This window comes from Mucilaginibacter aurantiaciroseus (assembly GCF_024055595.1).
Lineage (GTDB): Bacteria > Bacteroidota > Bacteroidia > Sphingobacteriales > Sphingobacteriaceae > Mucilaginibacter > Mucilaginibacter aurantiaciroseus.
This window is the reverse complement of the sequence record NZ_JAMXOF010000001.1, coordinates 262335-279263: the sequence shown is the minus strand read 5'-3', so window position 1 is coordinate 279263 and position 16929 is coordinate 262335. Positions and strand designations below refer to the sequence as shown.

The 16929-nt window shown below is 42.7% G+C and carries 21 protein-coding genes and 1 tRNA gene; 13 read left to right on the top strand and 9 right to left on the bottom strand.

All coding sequences use genetic code 11. The annotated features are described in order from the left end of the window. Positions 1–68: 68 nt before the first annotated feature. Both NAF17_RS01285 and NAF17_RS01280 read right to left on the bottom strand, forming a co-directional pair. Entirely contained in the window at positions 69–1904 is a 1836-nt protein-coding gene (locus tag NAF17_RS01285; protein WP_256474404.1) for a DNA polymerase III subunit gamma/tau, read from the bottom strand. 70 nt (positions 1905–1974) lie between these two features. Continuing rightward, complete coding sequence (locus NAF17_RS01280) at positions 1975–2211, bottom strand: hypothetical protein (RefSeq protein ID WP_252756164.1); 237 nt, start codon at positions 2209–2211, stop codon at positions 1975–1977. Positions 2212–2326: 115 nt separating this feature from the next. Between NAF17_RS01280 and NAF17_RS01275 the strand changes: the two genes are divergently transcribed. Next, positions 2327–2992, top strand: a complete 666-nt coding sequence (locus NAF17_RS01275; protein WP_252756163.1) for a hypothetical protein — start codon at positions 2327–2329, stop codon at positions 2990–2992. A 2-nt stretch (positions 2993–2994) separates the two neighbouring features. Here the strand turns inward: NAF17_RS01275 and NAF17_RS01270 are convergent, their stop codons facing one another. Then, a complete protein-coding gene (locus NAF17_RS01270) occupies positions 2995–3357 on the bottom strand; it encodes a hypothetical protein (RefSeq protein ID WP_252756162.1) in 363 nt (120 codons plus the stop codon). A 39-nt stretch (positions 3358–3396) separates the two neighbouring features. Continuing rightward, entirely contained in the window at positions 3397–3615 is a 219-nt protein-coding gene (locus NAF17_RS01265; RefSeq protein ID WP_252756161.1) for a hypothetical protein, read from the bottom strand. 131 nt (positions 3616–3746) lie between these two features. Here NAF17_RS01265 and rpsF point away from each other — a divergent pair, with 131 nt between their 5' ends. The 4 genes from rpsF to mtgA all read left to right on the top strand — a co-directional run bounded on the left by rpsF (position 3747) and on the right by mtgA (position 5754). Beyond that, positions 3747–4112, top strand: coding sequence for a 30S ribosomal protein S6 (rpsF, locus tag NAF17_RS01260; RefSeq protein ID WP_252756160.1), 366 nt, complete (start codon positions 3747–3749; stop codon positions 4110–4112). Continuing rightward, on the top strand, positions 4112–4375 hold the full coding sequence (gene rpsR, locus NAF17_RS01255; RefSeq protein WP_067054791.1) for a 30S ribosomal protein S18: 264 nt from the start codon (positions 4112–4114) through the stop codon (positions 4373–4375). Before rpsF ends, rpsR begins: the two co-directional genes overlap by 1 nt. Before the next feature lie 17 nt (positions 4376–4392). Then, positions 4393–4836 carry a 50S ribosomal protein L9 gene (gene rplI, locus NAF17_RS01250; protein ID WP_252756159.1) on the top strand — a complete coding sequence of 148 codons (444 nt, stop codon included), beginning with the start codon at positions 4393–4395 and terminating at the stop codon, positions 4834–4836. Positions 4837–5010: 174 nt separating this feature from the next. After that, the gene (gene mtgA / locus NAF17_RS01245; protein ID WP_252756158.1) at positions 5011–5754 is read left to right on the top strand and encodes a monofunctional biosynthetic peptidoglycan transglycosylase; all 744 of its coding nucleotides are present in this window, start codon (positions 5011–5013) and stop codon (positions 5752–5754) included. Positions 5755–6049: 295 nt separating this feature from the next. Here mtgA and NAF17_RS01240 read toward each other — a convergent pair whose 3' ends face one another. Further along, positions 6050–6337, bottom strand: coding sequence for a YciI family protein (locus NAF17_RS01240; RefSeq protein WP_252756157.1), 288 nt, complete (start codon positions 6335–6337; stop codon positions 6050–6052). 50 nt (positions 6338–6387) lie between these two features. Beyond that, complete coding sequence (locus NAF17_RS01235) at positions 6388–6870, bottom strand: ABC transporter ATPase (RefSeq protein WP_252756156.1); 483 nt, start codon at positions 6868–6870, stop codon at positions 6388–6390. A 46-nt stretch (positions 6871–6916) separates the two neighbouring features. Between NAF17_RS01235 and NAF17_RS01230 the strand changes: the two genes are divergently transcribed. After that, the gene (locus tag NAF17_RS01230; protein ID WP_252756155.1) at positions 6917–7402 is read left to right on the top strand and encodes a hypothetical protein; all 486 of its coding nucleotides are present in this window, start codon (positions 6917–6919) and stop codon (positions 7400–7402) included. Here the strand turns inward: NAF17_RS01230 and NAF17_RS01225 are convergent. The 3 genes from NAF17_RS01225 to NAF17_RS01215 are packed head-to-tail and all read right to left on the bottom strand — an operon-like array spanning position 7397 to position 9916. Then, positions 7397–8185: a (Fe-S)-binding protein gene (locus NAF17_RS01225; RefSeq protein ID WP_252756154.1), complete on the bottom strand. Its 789-nt coding sequence runs from the start codon at positions 8183–8185 to the stop codon at positions 7397–7399. The genes NAF17_RS01230 and NAF17_RS01225 overlap by 6 nt on opposite strands. After that, positions 8185–8613: a DUF2750 domain-containing protein gene (locus NAF17_RS01220; RefSeq protein ID WP_252756153.1), complete on the bottom strand. Its 429-nt coding sequence runs from the start codon at positions 8611–8613 to the stop codon at positions 8185–8187. Before NAF17_RS01220 ends, NAF17_RS01225 begins: the two co-directional genes overlap by 1 nt. 4 nt (positions 8614–8617) lie before the next feature. Then, positions 8618–9916 carry a 4Fe-4S dicluster domain-containing protein gene (locus NAF17_RS01215; protein WP_252756152.1) on the bottom strand — a complete coding sequence of 433 codons (1299 nt, stop codon included), beginning with the start codon at positions 9914–9916 and terminating at the stop codon, positions 8618–8620. Positions 9917–10184: 268 nt separating this feature from the next. On the opposite strand from NAF17_RS01215, the gene NAF17_RS01210 reads away from it, so the two are divergent. The 7 genes from NAF17_RS01210 to NAF17_RS18020 all read left to right on the top strand — a co-directional run bounded on the left by NAF17_RS01210 (position 10185) and on the right by NAF17_RS18020 (position 16885). Beyond that, positions 10185–10257, top strand: a tRNA-Phe gene (locus NAF17_RS01210). A gap of 280 nt (positions 10258–10537) precedes the next feature. Beyond that, a complete protein-coding gene (locus NAF17_RS01205) occupies positions 10538–11419 on the top strand; it encodes a glycosyltransferase family protein (protein ID WP_252756151.1) in 882 nt (293 codons plus the stop codon). Between the two features lie 941 nt (positions 11420–12360). Further along, positions 12361–13539: a glycosyltransferase family 87 protein gene (locus NAF17_RS01200; RefSeq protein ID WP_252756150.1), complete on the top strand. Its 1179-nt coding sequence runs from the start codon at positions 12361–12363 to the stop codon at positions 13537–13539. Between the two features lie 261 nt (positions 13540–13800). Then, on the top strand, positions 13801–14772 hold the full coding sequence (locus tag NAF17_RS01195; protein WP_252756149.1) for a glycosyltransferase family 2 protein: 972 nt from the start codon (positions 13801–13803) through the stop codon (positions 14770–14772). Beyond that, the gene (locus NAF17_RS01190) at positions 14753–15535 is read left to right on the top strand and encodes a polysaccharide deacetylase family protein (RefSeq protein WP_252756148.1); all 783 of its coding nucleotides are present in this window, start codon (positions 14753–14755) and stop codon (positions 15533–15535) included. Before NAF17_RS01195 ends, NAF17_RS01190 begins: the two co-directional genes overlap by 20 nt. 83 nt (positions 15536–15618) lie before the next feature. Further along, positions 15619–16602, top strand: coding sequence for a 3-keto-disaccharide hydrolase (locus NAF17_RS01185; protein WP_252756147.1), 984 nt, complete (start codon positions 15619–15621; stop codon positions 16600–16602). Positions 16603–16753: 151 nt separating this feature from the next. After that, entirely contained in the window at positions 16754–16885 is a 132-nt protein-coding gene (locus NAF17_RS18020) for a hypothetical protein (protein ID WP_256474403.1), read from the top strand. Positions 16886–16929: the final 44 nt, after the last annotated feature.

Here is a 16929-nt window from a genome sequence, read left to right as displayed (position 1 = left end):
GCAAACCTTTGTGCTATTTGTGTTATCGAATAATAAGATCCTTAGAGTCCGTTGTAATTAAATTAGCGCTAATCAAAATCCAAATTAAATTTATTTTTTAGATCTATCAGTTGCGGATTTTTAGCGGCCATATGCTGAAATTTCTCCATAGCGGTATATGGTTTGCGCACCACGGTAGATTCCTCTACCCTGGCATTCACCTCGATGCTGAAATTTTTAAGCGTAGTTCGTAAAAAGTTTAAGATGTAAGGGCGCTCGTCCCTAAAGGCTTGTTCCTGTACTTTGTTAGATACCGGCACCTCAAAATTCTCGGGGCCTAACACCTTTGGTGTAACCGATGTAAATAGGGTATATAGCGTTGCCGCCTTGTTTTCTTTTTTCAGCCTGGCGCCGTGGTCTGTCCACAATTGTAGGAATTGGTCAATACTAAAACTTTCCTTGTCCGTGCCTTTTAAGTAAGGGTCTTCTTCTTCCAACGCCGCTTCTTCTACCTGCTTACCAAGGTCTTTTAAGGATGGTATCTTAACAGATGTTGCCCCTGCATGCGCATTAGGTACAAAAAACTTTGGTTTTTCGGCTGGCTCCGGTTTAGCTTCCGTAGCAGGTATGGCCATCGATGGTGTTGCTGGTGTTGTAACCGGCACAGTACGATTGTAAACAACCGGGTTATCCCTTGCAACACTCATTTCATTGGCCATATTTTGGCCCTGAAGAGTACTATTTATTAAAGTATCAGGTTTTTTTTTTAACTCCCCGTTTGGGGCAGCAACGTTTTGACCGGCCGGCGATGCCGACATATTGAATATGGAGAGCAGGTTGCTCATCTTAAGCAAGGCCAGTTCTACCTGTAAACGCTGGTTCTTGCTCAGCTTGTAGCTAATATCGCACTGGTTGGCAATATTCATGGCGGATAGCAGGAACGAGACCGACGCCGCCTGCGATTGTTGCAGGTAACGCGCTTTAATGGTTTCGCTAACCTCCAGTAATTTTATGGTTGATGCATCCTTACCTACCAGCAGGTTACGGAAGTGTTCGGACAGGCCCGATATAAAATGGGCGCCATCGAAACCTTTGCCCAGTATCTCATCAAACAGCAACAGCGATTGCGCGCTGTCTTCGCTTAACAGTTTATCGGTAACGTTAAAGTAGTAGTCGTAATCAAGTATGTTCAGGTTATCAATAACCGAGCGGTAGGTAACGTTTCCCCCGCTAAAGCTCACGATCTGGTCGAACATCGACAGGGCATCCCTTAAACCGCCATCGGCCTTTTGGGCGATGATGTGTAGGCCGTCATCCTCATAAGTGATGCTTTCTTTTTTAGCGATGTTTGCCAAATGGCCGGCCATATCCTCTACCTTGATGCGGTTAAAATCAAAGATCTGGCATCGCGACAGTATCGTTGGCAATATCTTATGCTTCTCCGTAGTGGCTAATATAAATATGGCGTAATTAGGTGGTTCCTCAAGCGTTTTCAGGAAAGCGTTAAACGCCGCCTGCGATAGCATGTGCACCTCATCAATAATATAAACCTTATAACGGGCGGCTTGTGGCGGGATGCGTACCTGCTCTATCAAGCTACGGATGTCATCAACCGAGTTATTTGAGGCAGCATCCAGTTCGTGCACGTTAAACGAGTTACCGTTCATAAATGCTCGGCAACTGTCGCAAGTGCCGCAGGCCTCGCCATTGGGCTGTAAATTGGTACAGTTTATGGTTTTTGCAAGGATACGCGCGCAGGTGGTTTTACCAACACCCCTTGGCCCGCAGAACAAAAATGCCTGCGCCAGCTGATTATTCTTAATAGCGTTTTTTAACGTATTAGTTATATGTTGCTGGCCTACAACGGTTTCGAAGGTAGCCGGGCGGTATTTACGTGCCGAAACTATGAAATTGTCCACAGGCATAAAGGTAGAAAGATTTTGCTTTACCCAAAAGCCCTAAAACGGTTTGTGAATAAAATGCTTTAGCACCCCTCTATTTCTGGTCGCCGTTTGGCATGTGGTCTGCATCTTCGGGGTCGGGTTCGCCAATATCATCGCCCGTGCGAATTTCACGCATATCTTCTTCAAACTCCATACTATCGTCAAAGTCCTCGTCTTCTTCATCCTCCCAGTCGCCTTCAACAGGGTTGCCCTCGTCAGTGGGTTTTAAATTAAGGTCATCCGCAAAATCTTCGGCATTCTCTTCAGGGTGTTGGCTGGCAAATTGCATAGCGTTGGTGTTTTTAATAAAGACAGATTTTTAGGGCTTTATGTTTTTGTTAATTTACAGTTTAACTGCTTATCTTATATCGAAAACCCATATATTAGGGCAACTTAACCTTATCATGAAGCAACTGCTATTTATTGCCACTTTATCATTTTTAATTACAACGTTCGCCGCTGCACAGGATAGTTTAAAAACAATTGTTGTAAAGCCCGACAGTGTAACGATTGCGCCGAAAGTTAAAACCAACCTCATTATATATGGTGATGTGGGTCTTGGATTTGGTGTAGCAGGCGCCAAAGGCCCGCAAATAAGCACCAGCATAAATTACCAGTTTAGCCACAACCTATTTACCTTAAGATACATAGGCATTGCCGATCTTGACCTTAATTTTACCCTGCTTAGCCCATTTACAGCAATCCCGGGAATAAAAGATAACGGCAGCCTTAGCGAGTACGCCTTACTTTACGGCCTGCGTTTCCCAAAAGATGGCCATGCCTTTAGCTTCGCCCTGGGTGCATCAACCAATAACCGCGTTATTAAATACAAAGACACAAACAACCAAAACCAAAGGATAGAAGAACATTACGTTGGCTTGCCATTTGAGATAAATATCATGTGGTTTAAAAAATCAAAAGAGCGTTTCCGCATTTATCATATTATCCCGGTGGGCGGGCCAACGGGCTTTGGCGGAAGCATTGGTTTTAAACTTTCGGGCAATGTATCCAAACACAGCTATGCGGCGTTGGGCATTGTTTACGGTTTGGGCTTTCATAAGCAATATTAGGCTTACAAAACTTCAACCCCAATAATTTCCTTAACCTTATAATAGCCTTTGGCGGCAGGTAAATAAACTTCCATTTCCTGCCAGCTAACTTTTAGTTTTTTGCCGGCGTATTTGGTGGTAAGCCCCATGAATTTTTCAGACCCGGGGAATTGTCTTAGCCAAATGAACGAGCGTTCGCTGCCTTTGGCATCGGTTAGCACTATATAATTAAAGCCTTTAACATCTATACGTTTAAAGGTACCGGTGGTAGTTTCAGTAGCCACTTCATCCGCATCTGCCCCACTCATTTTGGTGGCCAGCTTCATAAAGTTGGCGCAGTTTTGCTTCATCAGGTTTTGGGCAAGTTTTATGCCGATGGCTTTCATAGCTTTGCTATCGGTAAACTCAATACCCTGTTCGGTAGCCTACTCCTGTAGTATATCTACATGAAGGCTTATGGCTTGGGTGTAAAGCGCGACAGCCTCTTTTTTGTTAGTTACCTTGCTAACATCCATTTTGTTTAGGGTGATGCAAACACTGTCGGTCAGTTTTTTTTCGATGGGCGATGGTGCCGTGGTTTGGGCCTGGGCTGTTGTTATAAGAAATGTAAAAGCAGCAGCTAAAAGTAGTAGAGATCTTTTCATACCGGGGGATGTATATTTTGGTGTGTTTTAGACTGTTAAAATACAACAAAATCGGCTTGTTTGGTAATAAATTTCTTACTACATTTGCAGCCCCGATATACAGGGATAAATAATTAAAAATCAAAATAATAATGCAACAGTACGAAATCGTGATCGTTCTAACCCCGTTGTTATCTGATGAAACTGCTAAAGAGGCAATTGCCAAATACAGCAAGACATTAACAGATAACGGAGCCGAAATTGTCCAGGAGGATAATTGGGGTTTGAGAAAATTAGCGTACCCTATTCAGAAGAAAACTACAGGGTACTATCACTTAACTGAATTCAAGGCTCCGGGTGATTTAATTAATAAACTGGAAGTTGAATTAAGGCGCGATGAGCGTGTTTTGCGCTTCCTTACCATTGCTTTGGATAAACATGCCATTGCTTACAATGATAAAAAACGCAGCGGTGCCTTTAACAAGAAACCTGCAGCTAAAGTGGAGGAAAAAAACTAATGGCAAACGACCAAATTAAATACGTTACCGCTCCCAAAGTGGAGGATAACCGTAAAAAATACTGCCGTTTCAAAAAGAATGGTATTAAGTATATCGATTACAAAGACGCTAACTTTTTATTAAAGTTTATTAACGACCAGGGTAAAGTATTACCTCGCCGTTTAACAGGTACTTCTTTGAAGTTTCAGCGTAAAGTGGCACAGGCTGTTAAGCGTGCGCGCCACATCGGTTTATTACCTTATGTTACAGACTCATTAAAATAATCAGGAGGTAAAAAGCAATGGAAGTTATTTTAAAACAAGACGTAAAAAACCTCGGCGATAAAGACGATGTAGTGAATGTAAAGCCAGGTTATGGCCGCAACTTTCTTATCCCAAAAGGTTACGCAATATTAGCAACTGTAAGCGCACGTAAAGTTTTAGCAGAAAACTTGAAGCAAGCACAGTTTAAACAAGAAAAAATACGCAAAGACGCGGACGCGATTGCAGCTAAATTAGAAGGCGTTAAGCTTACTATCGGCGCAAAAGCTGGCGAAAGCGGAAAGATCTTCGGTGCTATCAATACCATCCAGGTAGCTGATGCATTGAAAAAAGAAGGTTTTGAAGTTGACCGTCGCCGTATCACTTTTGATCAGGAGCCTAAATTTGTTGGTGATTACATCGCAATAGTGAACCTGCATAAAGAAGTAAAAGTACAGGTTCCTTTCTCAGTTGTTGCTGAGTAAGGCCTTACCCAACCCTTTCCTCCGGAGAGGGCTTTAAACATAAAGCTCCCTTCCGGGAAAATCCGATAGCTATCGGATTAAAGGGGCACAAAAAAGGTGTTTAGCATAGCTAAACACCTTTTTTGTGCTTAATAAGAAGATTATCCTGAAATTAGCGGGGCATCAAATATCGCAATGGCCAACAAAGCACAAAATCGTAAAAGCAACAGCAAAACAAAGGGATTTTTTAATAACGGCGTGGTAAGGCTGGTTTTGCGCGTAGTAAAGCTGGTGGTTATTGTATTTGTTGCAGCCAGCTTGTTTGGCGTGCTGCTGTTCAAATTTGTAAACCCGCCTTTTACCTGGCTAATGATACAACGCGGTTTTGAACGCAAGGCCGATGGCAAGGATTGGAAGATAGACAAGCAATGGGTTGCCTTTGATAATATTGCAGATAACATGAAACGCGCCGCGGTAGCTGCCGAAGATCAATCGTTTTTGGAGAATCATGGTTTCGATTTTAAAGCCATTGAGCGTGCCATTCAAAAGAACGCCAAAAGCAAAAAACTTATCGGCGGCAGCACCATCAGCCAGCAAACCGCCAAAAACATTTTCCTGTATCCCGGCCGTTCGTTTGTGCGCAAGGGTTTCGAGGCTTGGTTTACCATCCTCATCGAGGCCTTTTGGACCAAAAAACGCATTATGGAGGTTTACCTCAACGTAATTGAAATGGGCGATGGCATTTACGGCATCGGGGCCGCATCGCAGGCCTACTTCCACAAACCGGCATTACAGCTTACCCGCAGGCAATCTGCCGCCATAGCAGTAATCTTCCCGAGCCCATTGCGGTGGAGCGCCACCAACCCTACCCGCTACCTAAGGCACAGGCAATACCTAATCATGAAAAACATGCGACGGTTAGGGCCATTGGAGTTTTAGCCCTCTTCGCGCCTATTTAAATTTGTAATGCTGAATGTTGCGAAGCATCTATTCGCCGACAAGCAAGCACAGGCGATAGCAAAGTTCACTAACAGATCCTTCGCTATCTCGCCGAAGAAAATATTTGCAGCTGGCGGAATCCAAACCGCAGATCATCGAACGTATCCTTCAAAACCTGATCGCCTCGTACCTCGGTATAGCGCCGGAAACGCTATGCCGGATCAAAAAGAATTTAGTTACACGAAAATGAAGTGACTGCCCTACCCAGAATAGCAAAGCATCGTTTATTTTGGCTTTACCGGATCATCGCTTTAATATCAGAGTGGGCTTGCGTTGCCAAAAACTCCGTTATTTCAAACTCCACAAGCTTGTGCTTGTGGAATGGGTCTTCAGCGATAATCTTCTCCAGAATTTCTTTTGAATCGGCCTGGGCAATGATAACGCCGCCCGTGCGCGGCACTTTGCGCCCATTCATAATGAAGACATCCGCAGCATAATACTTTTTAAGGTATTTTACATGCGCGGCCATATGTTCGTCCAATTCTTCGAGCGGAGCGATGTAGTTGAGGCTGATGATGAACACGAGGTTGGTAAGTGGTTAATTGTTGATTATTGAATAGTTAGAACCACTAATTAACCAACCAAGTCTCTAAACAGCTGGATATGCCAGCTATCTTTAAACGGCACTTCCCATTTGGTTTGCAGTTCGGTTAGGTTTTGGGCAAGATTGTTAAACACGATCGTTTCAGTATTAATGGTGCCGGCTTTTAGTAGGTCTTCAAACTGGTGGCGGGGCACGGATAACACCTCTTCGCCATCGCGGTAGGCCAGGTTAAACCTGTCGAACAAGTTGATACCGAAATGCTGCTCCAACTGCTTCATAAAATTTACCGATTTATCTATAGAACAACCACTTGCGCCGGCCTGGCTTTCATCCACAAACAAAATCAAAAACCGATTGTACCTTATCTCGGCTTTGGCAAGCAATTGGTTGTTGTGGGCCGTCCAGCCGGTGGTAAAATTATCCATCAAAACCTGTGCTTGCAGGGTTTCGGCGTTGGTTAATTTACGGCCGGATTGGTATACCCAAACCCTTGAGTGTGAAGAAAATTCCATATCGCAAATTTATCAAATTATTAACTTAGGTTTATTATAAATTGTTATGCAAACATCACTTCTGCCTGCGAAGATTAAAACCTTTATAATTGCCTTAATATCCCTTTCGGGGCTGTTTTTTGGTAGTTTTAGGCCTATTATGGGTGAGCAGGAATGGATAAGCTGGGGCAATCGTTTCCTGAACGAGAATTACGACCCTACCGTTGAGCCTACTCTTAAAAAGTACGAAATTAACCTCACCCCCGACCATTTTATGCGCCTGCGCAAAACTTATCAACAGGGTAAACAGGAGTATTATTCGTTCAGTTTAAAGCAATTTTCAGACCTGGGTTACATCGCCGGCAGCGCTGCTACAGACACCCTTGAAATGAAGACTCAGGCAGATGATATTATCTACCAAACCTACCAAGACCCGCAAGGCGACATCGATTCTATGGCTACACATTGGGATATCCCCGTAAAAAAGTTATCACCGCAAAGGCTGGATAGTTTAAAACAAGCATTTGATTTTTTAAAGGGGAAAGGGTTATAACCCATTAGCCCTAACCGTAATCTCGGCAATATCCATCACCATTATTTCCTGCTCTTTTTCCATGTGCTTAACACCATCGGTTAGCATGGTCATGCAAAAAGGGCAGCCGGATGCAATTATGCTGGCACCGGTTTGGATCACGTCCAGCATTCGCTCGTCGTTAATTTCTTTTTTGCCCGGCTCGGGTTCTTTAAACATTTGCGCGCCGCCTGCACCACAGCAAAGGCCGTTGCTTTTACAGCGTTTCATTTCTACCAGTTCGGTATCCAGAATTTCCAGAGCCGCTCGGGGCGCTTCATAAACGTTATTGGCGCGGCCAAGGTAACATGGGTCGTGGAAGGTTATTTTACGGCCTTTAAAGCTTTCACCGCCTTCGGCCTTCAGCTTGCCTTCGTCAATAAGTGATTGGATCAGTTGCGTGTGGTGGATCACATCGTAAGTACCGCCAAGGCCCGGGTATTCGTTACGGATAGTGTTAAAGCAATGCGGGCAGCCGGTAACTATCTTTTTAATGTTGTAACCGTTCAGCACCTCAATATTCACCATAGCCTGCATCTGGAACAGGAACTCGTTACCGGCACGTTTGGCAGGGTCGCCTGTGCAACTTTCCTCAGTACCCAACACGGCGTAGCTCATGCCTACATGGTGCAGGATCTTGCAAATATCGCGGGTTATTTTTTGCGCGCGCTCGTCAAAACTACCGGCACAGCCTACCCAAAATAGTATCTCGGGTTCTTTGCCTTCGGCAGCCATTTGGGCCATAGTTGGAATAGTCTGCTCCATTATTGTTCTTCGCTTAACTCGGTTATAAACTCCTTTATACTGCTGTAATTGGTAAATGTAATGGCCGAATTGATGGCCGCTAACCTGTTTAAAATATCCAGCGCTGCCACTAAAGCAACAGCCTCCGTGCCAAACATTTTGGTATCCCATTCAACACCAGCCAAAACATCATTTTCGGCCATATCCATACACAAGTCCTCTAAAAATATAGCCAGCGGGATCTCCGTTGGTGTATAGGTTTTCCAGTCATCCCGGGCACCAAGCTTGGCAAGGCCCCGCTCAGACCAAAACGGGATCACGGCCACTTCCGCGTTCTCGGTAGCATCGGCATTAGCCCATCCTGCTTTACTTTTTAAGCCCCAAACCTGTTTACTGGCGGCTACCTTTTCTACAAAGGCTATATATTTTGTTTCTAAATCTTGCGACATATCGTTATTCTTTTTCGGCCCAGTTTAACCTATCGGCCTGGCTGTATTTCCATGGGGCACCGTTATTTTCCATATTACCGAACATGTTGTTCAAACTTGCAGGTGCCTGCGATTCTTCCATCACCACGTAACGGCGCATTTCGGTGATAATCTCTAACGGGTTAATATTCACCGGGCAGGCCTCTACACAAGCATTACAGGTGGTACAAGCCCATAATTCCTCGCGGGTGATGTAGTTGTCCAATAAAGTTTTATCGTCGGTATAATCCTTACCGTGCTTATCAATATTGTTGCCCACCTCTACCAGCCTGTCGCGGGTATCCATCATAATTTTGCGGGGCGATAACAGCTTACCCGTAATATTAGCGGGGCAAACCGATGTACATCTGCCACATTCGGTACAAGTATAGGCTTCCATCAGGTTTTTCCAGGTGAGGTCGGTTACGTCCTTCGCCCCAAAAAGGCTTACCCCGGCAGGCTCGGGCACGAACGATGGATCGAGCATGGCCTTTACCTCGTTGGTAACCGACGCCATATTGCTGAACTCGCCCTTTGGTTGCAGGTTAGAGTAGTACACATTAGGGAACGCCAGCAAAATATGAAAATGCTTTGAATACGGCAGGTAATTTAAAAACGCCAATATCCCGATGATGTGAAACCACCAGCAACCACGTTCTATGGCTACCAGCGCGCCTGCGCCCGATGGCAATAAGGGCGCTATCATATCACTTACCGGGAAACTGCCCGCGGTAGCGTAATGGCCGAAATGTAAAAGCTGTAATTTATAGTCGGCGGCGTTCATGGTGAGGAAGGCCGTCATTAACAGGATCTCGATAACAAGGATATAGTTCGCGTCCGATTTTGGCCAGGTGGTCATCTCGGCACTGGTAAAGCGTTTTAATTTAAGGATGTTACGGCGAGCCATGAAAACCACGCAGGATACCAGCACCAGCAACGCCAATACTTCAAACCCGCCTATCAGCAAGCCGTATAAACTGCCCAATGGTTTGGAAAATATTCGATGCGAGCCGAAGATGCCATCTATCATGATTTCCAGTACCTCGAGGTTGATGATCACAAAACCTACGTAAATAAAAAAGTGCATTACGGCAGCCGTTGGCCTTTTCACCATTTTGGTTTGGCCCAGGGCAACCTTAGCCATTATCGCCCAGCGCCCGGCAGGGCGGTCGCTGCGGTCGGTATCGCGGCCTAATAGGATATTGCGCCTAACCTTGGCTACGTTCCTGCCAAACAGGTAAGCAGCGCCCAGTAAAATGATGATGAAGATAACCTGTCCGACCATATATAATATTATGCGTGCATAGTAATTTAAAGCTAAAGTAGGAATTTGATTTAAGTAAAGATAGATATTGCCGAAATGTTTTAAACTTAGAACTTGTTTAAATAAGGTCTGTTATATGTCCTCCGAAAAAAAACTTAAAATATTTTAACGCTCTAATTCACTGAATTTCAATTGCCGAGCGCAGGAAGATGACATCCATCCAACTAAAGTTGAAAAAAATGTTTCTGGAAATAAAAAAAACGCTACATTTGCAAACCTTAAACGGAGCGGTATCATAGCTCAGTCGGTAGAGCAAAGGACTGAAAATCCTTGTGTCGCTGGTTCGATCCCAGCTGATACCACACCATAAATAAAAAGCCTATAGTCGAAAGATTAAAGGCTTTTTTTTTGGAGTAATTTTCTTAATCTTTTAGCCTTAAAAGATGAATCTGATTCAGGTATTGCCCGGCAACTTTTTAAAGGTCAATTGCTTCCCTTTTTTTGGGGGCTATACTATTTTTAATCCTCCAAACAATATTATAGCTGTTGACAATTGATATGATATTATAAACCAATTAGACTGATGGGTTTTATAATGCATGCAATATTCTTTTATTAATTTAGTCGCCATCACCTACATTTATGAAAGTTTCCGGTTTTACCTTTATTAGAAATGCTGTAATAAACGATTATCCAATTGTAGAAGCTATTACATCCATTTTACCACTTTGTGATGAATTTGTTGTTGCGGTAGGCCAATCAGATGATGAAACAAGGCAATTAATCCTCGGCATCCAATCTCCTAAAATTAAAATAATTGATACCGTTTGGGATATGTCTTTAAAAGAGGGTGGCAAAGTGTTCGCAGACCAAACTGACATTGCTTTTTATAATGTTTCACCCGAGGCAGACTGGGCGTTTTACATCCAGGGCGATGAAGTTATTCATGAGAAATACTTGCCGTTAATAGAGGCCGAGATGCAGAAAAATCTAAATGATAAACACATCGAAGGTCTGTTATTAAAATATGTTCATTTTTATGGCTCTTATGATTACGTAGGAAATTCGCGGCGGTGGTATAGGAGAGAAATTAGAATACTTAAAAATATAAAAGGTATTCGATCATATCGGGATGCGCAGGGCTTTAGGCTCAATGGCAACAAAATTAATGTGAAATTAATTGACGCTTATGTTTATCATTATGGATGGGCAAAGCCGCAAACAGGCTTATCAAATAAGGCTCGAAATTTTAATTGTTTTTACCATGATGATACATGGGTTCAGCAGCACTTGCCCGAAACTTATGAATTTAATTATGACAATGCTGATCGATTAAAAAAATTTGAAGGCAAGCATCCAAAAGTTATATTAAGCCGCATCAAAGCAACAAATTGGAATATTGATTTTACTAATAAACCCATAACTAAAAATTTCACTTTCAGGCGAAGATTCTTACAATTTGTAGCTGATACCTTTGGTTGGCATATTGGCGAATATCAAAATTATAGGATTGTAAAAAGGTAAAATCCATTGAATTTAAATTAGGCTGGCACCTGGGGAAGTAAAGGCACTGTAACTAATGGTAAAACTCTTGTTAACTTCCCGGCTGTGTATTGGAAGATTGCTTTTTACAATGACAAGTACACTGTTATTAGATGCCTACAGCGATGATGAGTGCCGGATAAGCTAATTACCCTAAGTTAGAGATGAGATTAGGTGAGTTAGTTAGTTACCAGGTTGAAGTTTGACCCAATGGAGGTAATTAAAAATCAATAACGTTTCAAGCTTAAATTTGAGCATCTGTTTTAGCATTAAAAATCGTTAAAATTAACCGATGTTTAATGTTTTTATATTTGTCATGGTTAACAAACCTCATGGTTAATTTTTTCGCTGTTTAAGAATTGAAAATTGAACGATAACAATTAACAGCATTACAGTTATCATCAAATAAAAACAAACATTTTGGCCAACTGTCCCTACATCTAGTTGTTCAAGAGCTTCTTTTAGGTAATAAGCCATCGTTACAGGTTAAATTTTTAACAAATTTAATATTAAAAGTAAAGCTTTGTCAAGGGTGATTTAACCCTTATGAAATTTAAATAACGTATAAAAAATCTTATTTCTAATATTACAGGGATATTATTTTGCGGTTGGATGCAGAAAGTATTCACGAGCGTAAATTTCAGATCCCGTTCTTTACTTATCGGGGCAAAAAACTGGCATATCTTTGGCTAGATCGTAAGAAACTTAAAATGGGCTTTTCCCTCGATAAAAGTTTGCAGAACCGGTGGGAGGTACAATGCCAAAAGACCAATACGAATCTATCCTGATGGACCCTAATCAAGATCTCCCTCTGGATCTTATCCGCCAAAAGCTAAATGTATACATCAACCAGATAAAAAACCTGTAGCTTGTTTAAAGGATATAAACCAAGTTTGTATCTTCGCGCCTTTTAAACTCCTATAATGAAACAAGCGCTTACCCGGCTTATTTATAATAAGCCTTTTGTGTATTCTTTATGGTTTGGCGTATGCATTCTTTTAGCATTAAAAGGTGTATTGACGCATCAATCCATCAATAACTACCTGATATTTAAACACAACTTTATAAATACCATCTCGCAGCAGAGCCTATACATTCAGCAGCCCGAATTTTATTACGACCGCAACCACTACGGGCCTGTATTCTCGCTGATCATCGCTCCATTCGCCCTACTGCCCGATAGTATTGGCGTAGTACTTTGGGTAGCCTTCAGCGCTTTTATACTCTTTAAAGCCATACAGATGCTTCCTTTGGGGCCGGGTAAATTCGTTATTATTTTGCTACTGTGCGCTAATGACCTTATTGGGTCGACACTTTATTTCCAGTTTAACCCGCTTATAGCAGCGCTCATCATCCTTAGCTTTAATTTTATTAAACGGAAGCAGGATTTTTGGGCCGCGTTGATGATTGCCCTGGGTATGTTTACTAAACTTTATGGCATTGTTGGCCTGGCGTTCTTTTTCTTTTCGGATAACAAGCTGAAGTTTATTGCCAGCTTTATTTTTTGGTCGGCAGTATTATTTGTGCTGCCAATGGCTATCTCTTCACCATCATTTATCGTACGCACCTATCACGATTGGTTTTACGACCTGGTTGCCAAGAACGCCGAGAACGAAGGTTCTCTAATGCAGGATATTTGCGTAATGGGGATAATACGCCGGTTGTTTAATTACCCGGCACTTAATAACCTGTTTGTGATAGCACCGGCATTGGTGCTTTTTGGGCTCTCCTATTTACGGATCAAACACTACAGGTCAACCCAATACCAGTTGCTTATACTGGCGTCAGTTTTAATTTTCACGGTAATCTTTAGCAGTTCGGCAGAGGCGGCAACTTACATCATCCCTATTGCTGGTGTGTCTATCTGGTTTATGAATTTAGATAAGCCTACCGGATTCGAGATCTTCCTGCTGATATTTGCCATCGTTATTAGTTTCGCTGGGTCAGATCTTTTCCCTAAACCGCTCTACCATTTTTATATACAGCCATATAAGCTAAAGGCATTGCCATGTTTGTTAATTTGGCTTAAAATAATCTACGAAACGTTAACACGCGATTTTTCAAAAGAAAAAACCTTGAAAAAGCCTGAAAGCATAGCGTAAAATACTCATCGTAAATAAACTGTCATCTTTGTAAACTATAGAAAATTTTCGTTTGTGTTAATATGATTTGTATATATTTGTAACGCGAATATTACGCTTTGGGAGGTATTGCAACTTTTACGTTACACAAGCTGTTACATTAAGGCTTAACATTGCGTAATAGCATCATTGAATCAATACTAATTCGCTTTTAAAATTTATCCTGTTAAGTATTTACATTATAACACCGTCACTAATTAAATCTTCTAATTATTGTTTACCATGACGATACACCCTGTAAAAAAGAAGATCTCCATTGTAATTCCCTCGTACAACGAAGAAAAAAATATAGCTTTTTTGATTGGACAGATCAATGAGACCCTAATGCCAACCGACTACGATTTTGAACTCATTTTTGTAGACGATGGCAGTAAGGATAACACGCTTAACGAGTTAAAGTTTAATTCGGAAGTGCACCGCAACGTTTACTACATAGAGCTTTCGCGCAATTTTGGTAAAGACCACGCCCTAAAGGCCGGCATTGCTATGGCAAAAGGCGATGCGGTAATAACCATGGATGCAGATATGCAGCACCCGCCCGAGATGATCCTAAAGATGCTGAACTATTGGGAAAACGGGTACGATATTGTTTACACCTACCGCCAAAATGCCAACCCGCACGCAAAGCGGTACCAAAAGGCAACCTCAAAAATGTTCTATAAGGGCATCAACATGCTATCAGACATTAAACTGGAGAACGGCACTGCCGATTTCAGGCTGATGGATGAAAAGGTTGTAAAGCAGCTAACGCAGATAGACGAGTACGAGATCTTTTTACGCGGCATTATCAAATGGACTGGTTACAAACAACTCGGCATCCCATACACCCCATCTAAAAGGCATACCGGCGAAGCCAGTTATTCGTTTTTTAAATTGGTTAAACTGGCCTTGCGCAGCATCATGACGTTTAGCGCACGCCCGCTATACATTGTTAGCGGCATCGGCTTAACATTTTCGGCCCTGGCTATTTTGTATATCCCGTATGTGCTCATTAGCTATTTAACCGGTGAAGCGGTTACCGGCTGGGCATCCATTATGGCAACTATCGCGTTTTTTGGCGGCCTGCAATTATTGGTGTTGGGTATTATAGGTATGTATGTAGGTAAAATATTCATGCAATCGAAACATCGCCCTACTTACATCATCCGTTCTACAAACCTTATGCTGGTAAATAATGATCTTATTAGGGTTTGATGTAGAGGAATTTGATATGCCATTGGAGTACGGCAAATCGCTTCCTTTTGATGAACAGTTAGCCATTTCAACCAGTGGCACAATTAAAGTGCTGGATGTATTGAAGGCCGCAGGCATAAAAGCCACGTTTTTTTGCACCGCTAATTATGCCATCCACAAGCCGGATATCATTCGTGCTATTGTTGAGAAAGGCCACGAAATAGCCTCGCATGGGTACTACCATTCCGATTTTAAACCCAAGCATCTAAAACAGTCCAAACTCAAGCTCGAGGAGATCTCGGGCACGCCGGTAACCGGTTTCCGCATGGCGCGGATGATGCCTGTAGATGAGGCGGAGATAGAGAAGGCGGGGTACGCCTACAACTCATCCCTCAACCCTACCTGGCTGCCGGGCCGATACAATAACTTTGATAAACCGCGCACCTGGTTTTACGACCATAACGTATTGCAGATCCCGGCATCGGTATCGCCGCTAATAAGGATCCCGCTTTTTTGGCTCAGCTTCCATAACCTGCCCATGCCGCTTATTAAATGGCTTTGCGGAGATGCTTATAAAAAAGATGGTTATCTCAACCTTTACTTTCACCCCTGGGAATTTACCGACCTTAGCGATAAAGACAAACTTGGCCTGCCCGGATATGTCACCAAAAACTCGGGCGAGCCCTTCATAAATCGACTGAAAGATTTTATAGGCTGGGCGCAAGCAAAGGGTTACACCTTTGGCCGGACTGGCGATTTTGCGGATGGTATCAACGGGCGATAAGTATAACCGCAAATCCCTTTCAGCATTCTCATTTAAAATTGTCAATTTAGTTTGTAGATTTAGCATCTCAATATAACCCGTTTATGAAAAACACACTTGTTTCAAAGCCAGGGGCACTTGCCCTCTTTTTTGGCATCAGCCTTATGGCGTTAACATTAATTTGTGGTATAAAGGCTTCGGCACAAACCCATGCAATGGCTAAAGACCCTGACGTTATTGGCCGCTGGGATATCACCATGGAGAAAGACGGCAAAAGCATCCCATCGTGGTTAGAGGTTCAAAAATCGGGAACGCATACGCTTATCGGCCGTTTTACCTATGCTTTTGGTAGTGCACGCCCTATCTCTGAAGTAAAACCTAATGGCGGCAAGTTTAGTTTTTCTATCCCGCCACAATGGGAAGAAGGTACCCGCAACATGGATTTTGAATTTGAAGTAAGCGGCAACACCCTTAAAGGCGCTATGGTTTATACCGATGGCAAAAGCTACAGCTTTACCGGCGTACGCGCGCCGTTACTTATCCGCACCAAAGCACCTGTTTGGGGCAAACCAATTCGTTTATTTAACGGTAAGGATACCAAAGGCTTCCATACCGATGGTAAGAACCAGTGGATTGTAGAGAATGGCATTTTACGCAGCCTTAAATCGGGCGCTAACTTAATCAGCGATCAAAAATTTAACGACTTTAAACTGCACATCGAGTTCCGTTACAAACAGGGCAGCAACAGCGGCGTTTACCTGCGCGGGCGTTACGAGATCCAGGTGATAGATACCAAAAGCGGCGAGCCCGAGCCTATCAACAACCAGTTCAGTTCGGTATACGGCTTTTTGCCGCCAAATAAAATGATGGCTAAAAATGCCGGCGAATGGCAGTCGTATGATATTACTTTGGTTGGCCGTATGATCACCCTTTCGGCTAACGGCACAGAGGTTATTACCCGTCAAATTATACCGGGCCTTACCGGTGGCGCTATGGATAGTAAGGAAGGCGAACCGGGCCCGCTGTTTATCCAGGGCGACCACGGCCCTATCGATTACCGCAACATCATCATTACACCGGCTAAGTAACCTGCCGACTGTACACTTATTAGCTATATTTATGAAAAGGCTGTCTGTTTTTTAGACAGCCTTTTCTGTTTTCTGTACAGCAAATAAATGATTTTAACTAAAATGAGTGGGGGGTATAAAATACTGGCATAGATTTGGATAAACCAATAATATGAAAATAGTACATATCAAAACAAACAGCACCGTTAAAAAAATAGAAGCTAAAGTGGTAAGCCTATTTAAACAAAAAGCTTTTTGCCTAAAAACTTTTAATCAATTGCAATTTACGGGCTTTATCGCCTGATCTATATATACCATATTACTATGGAAACGAGCTTCTTACAAGAG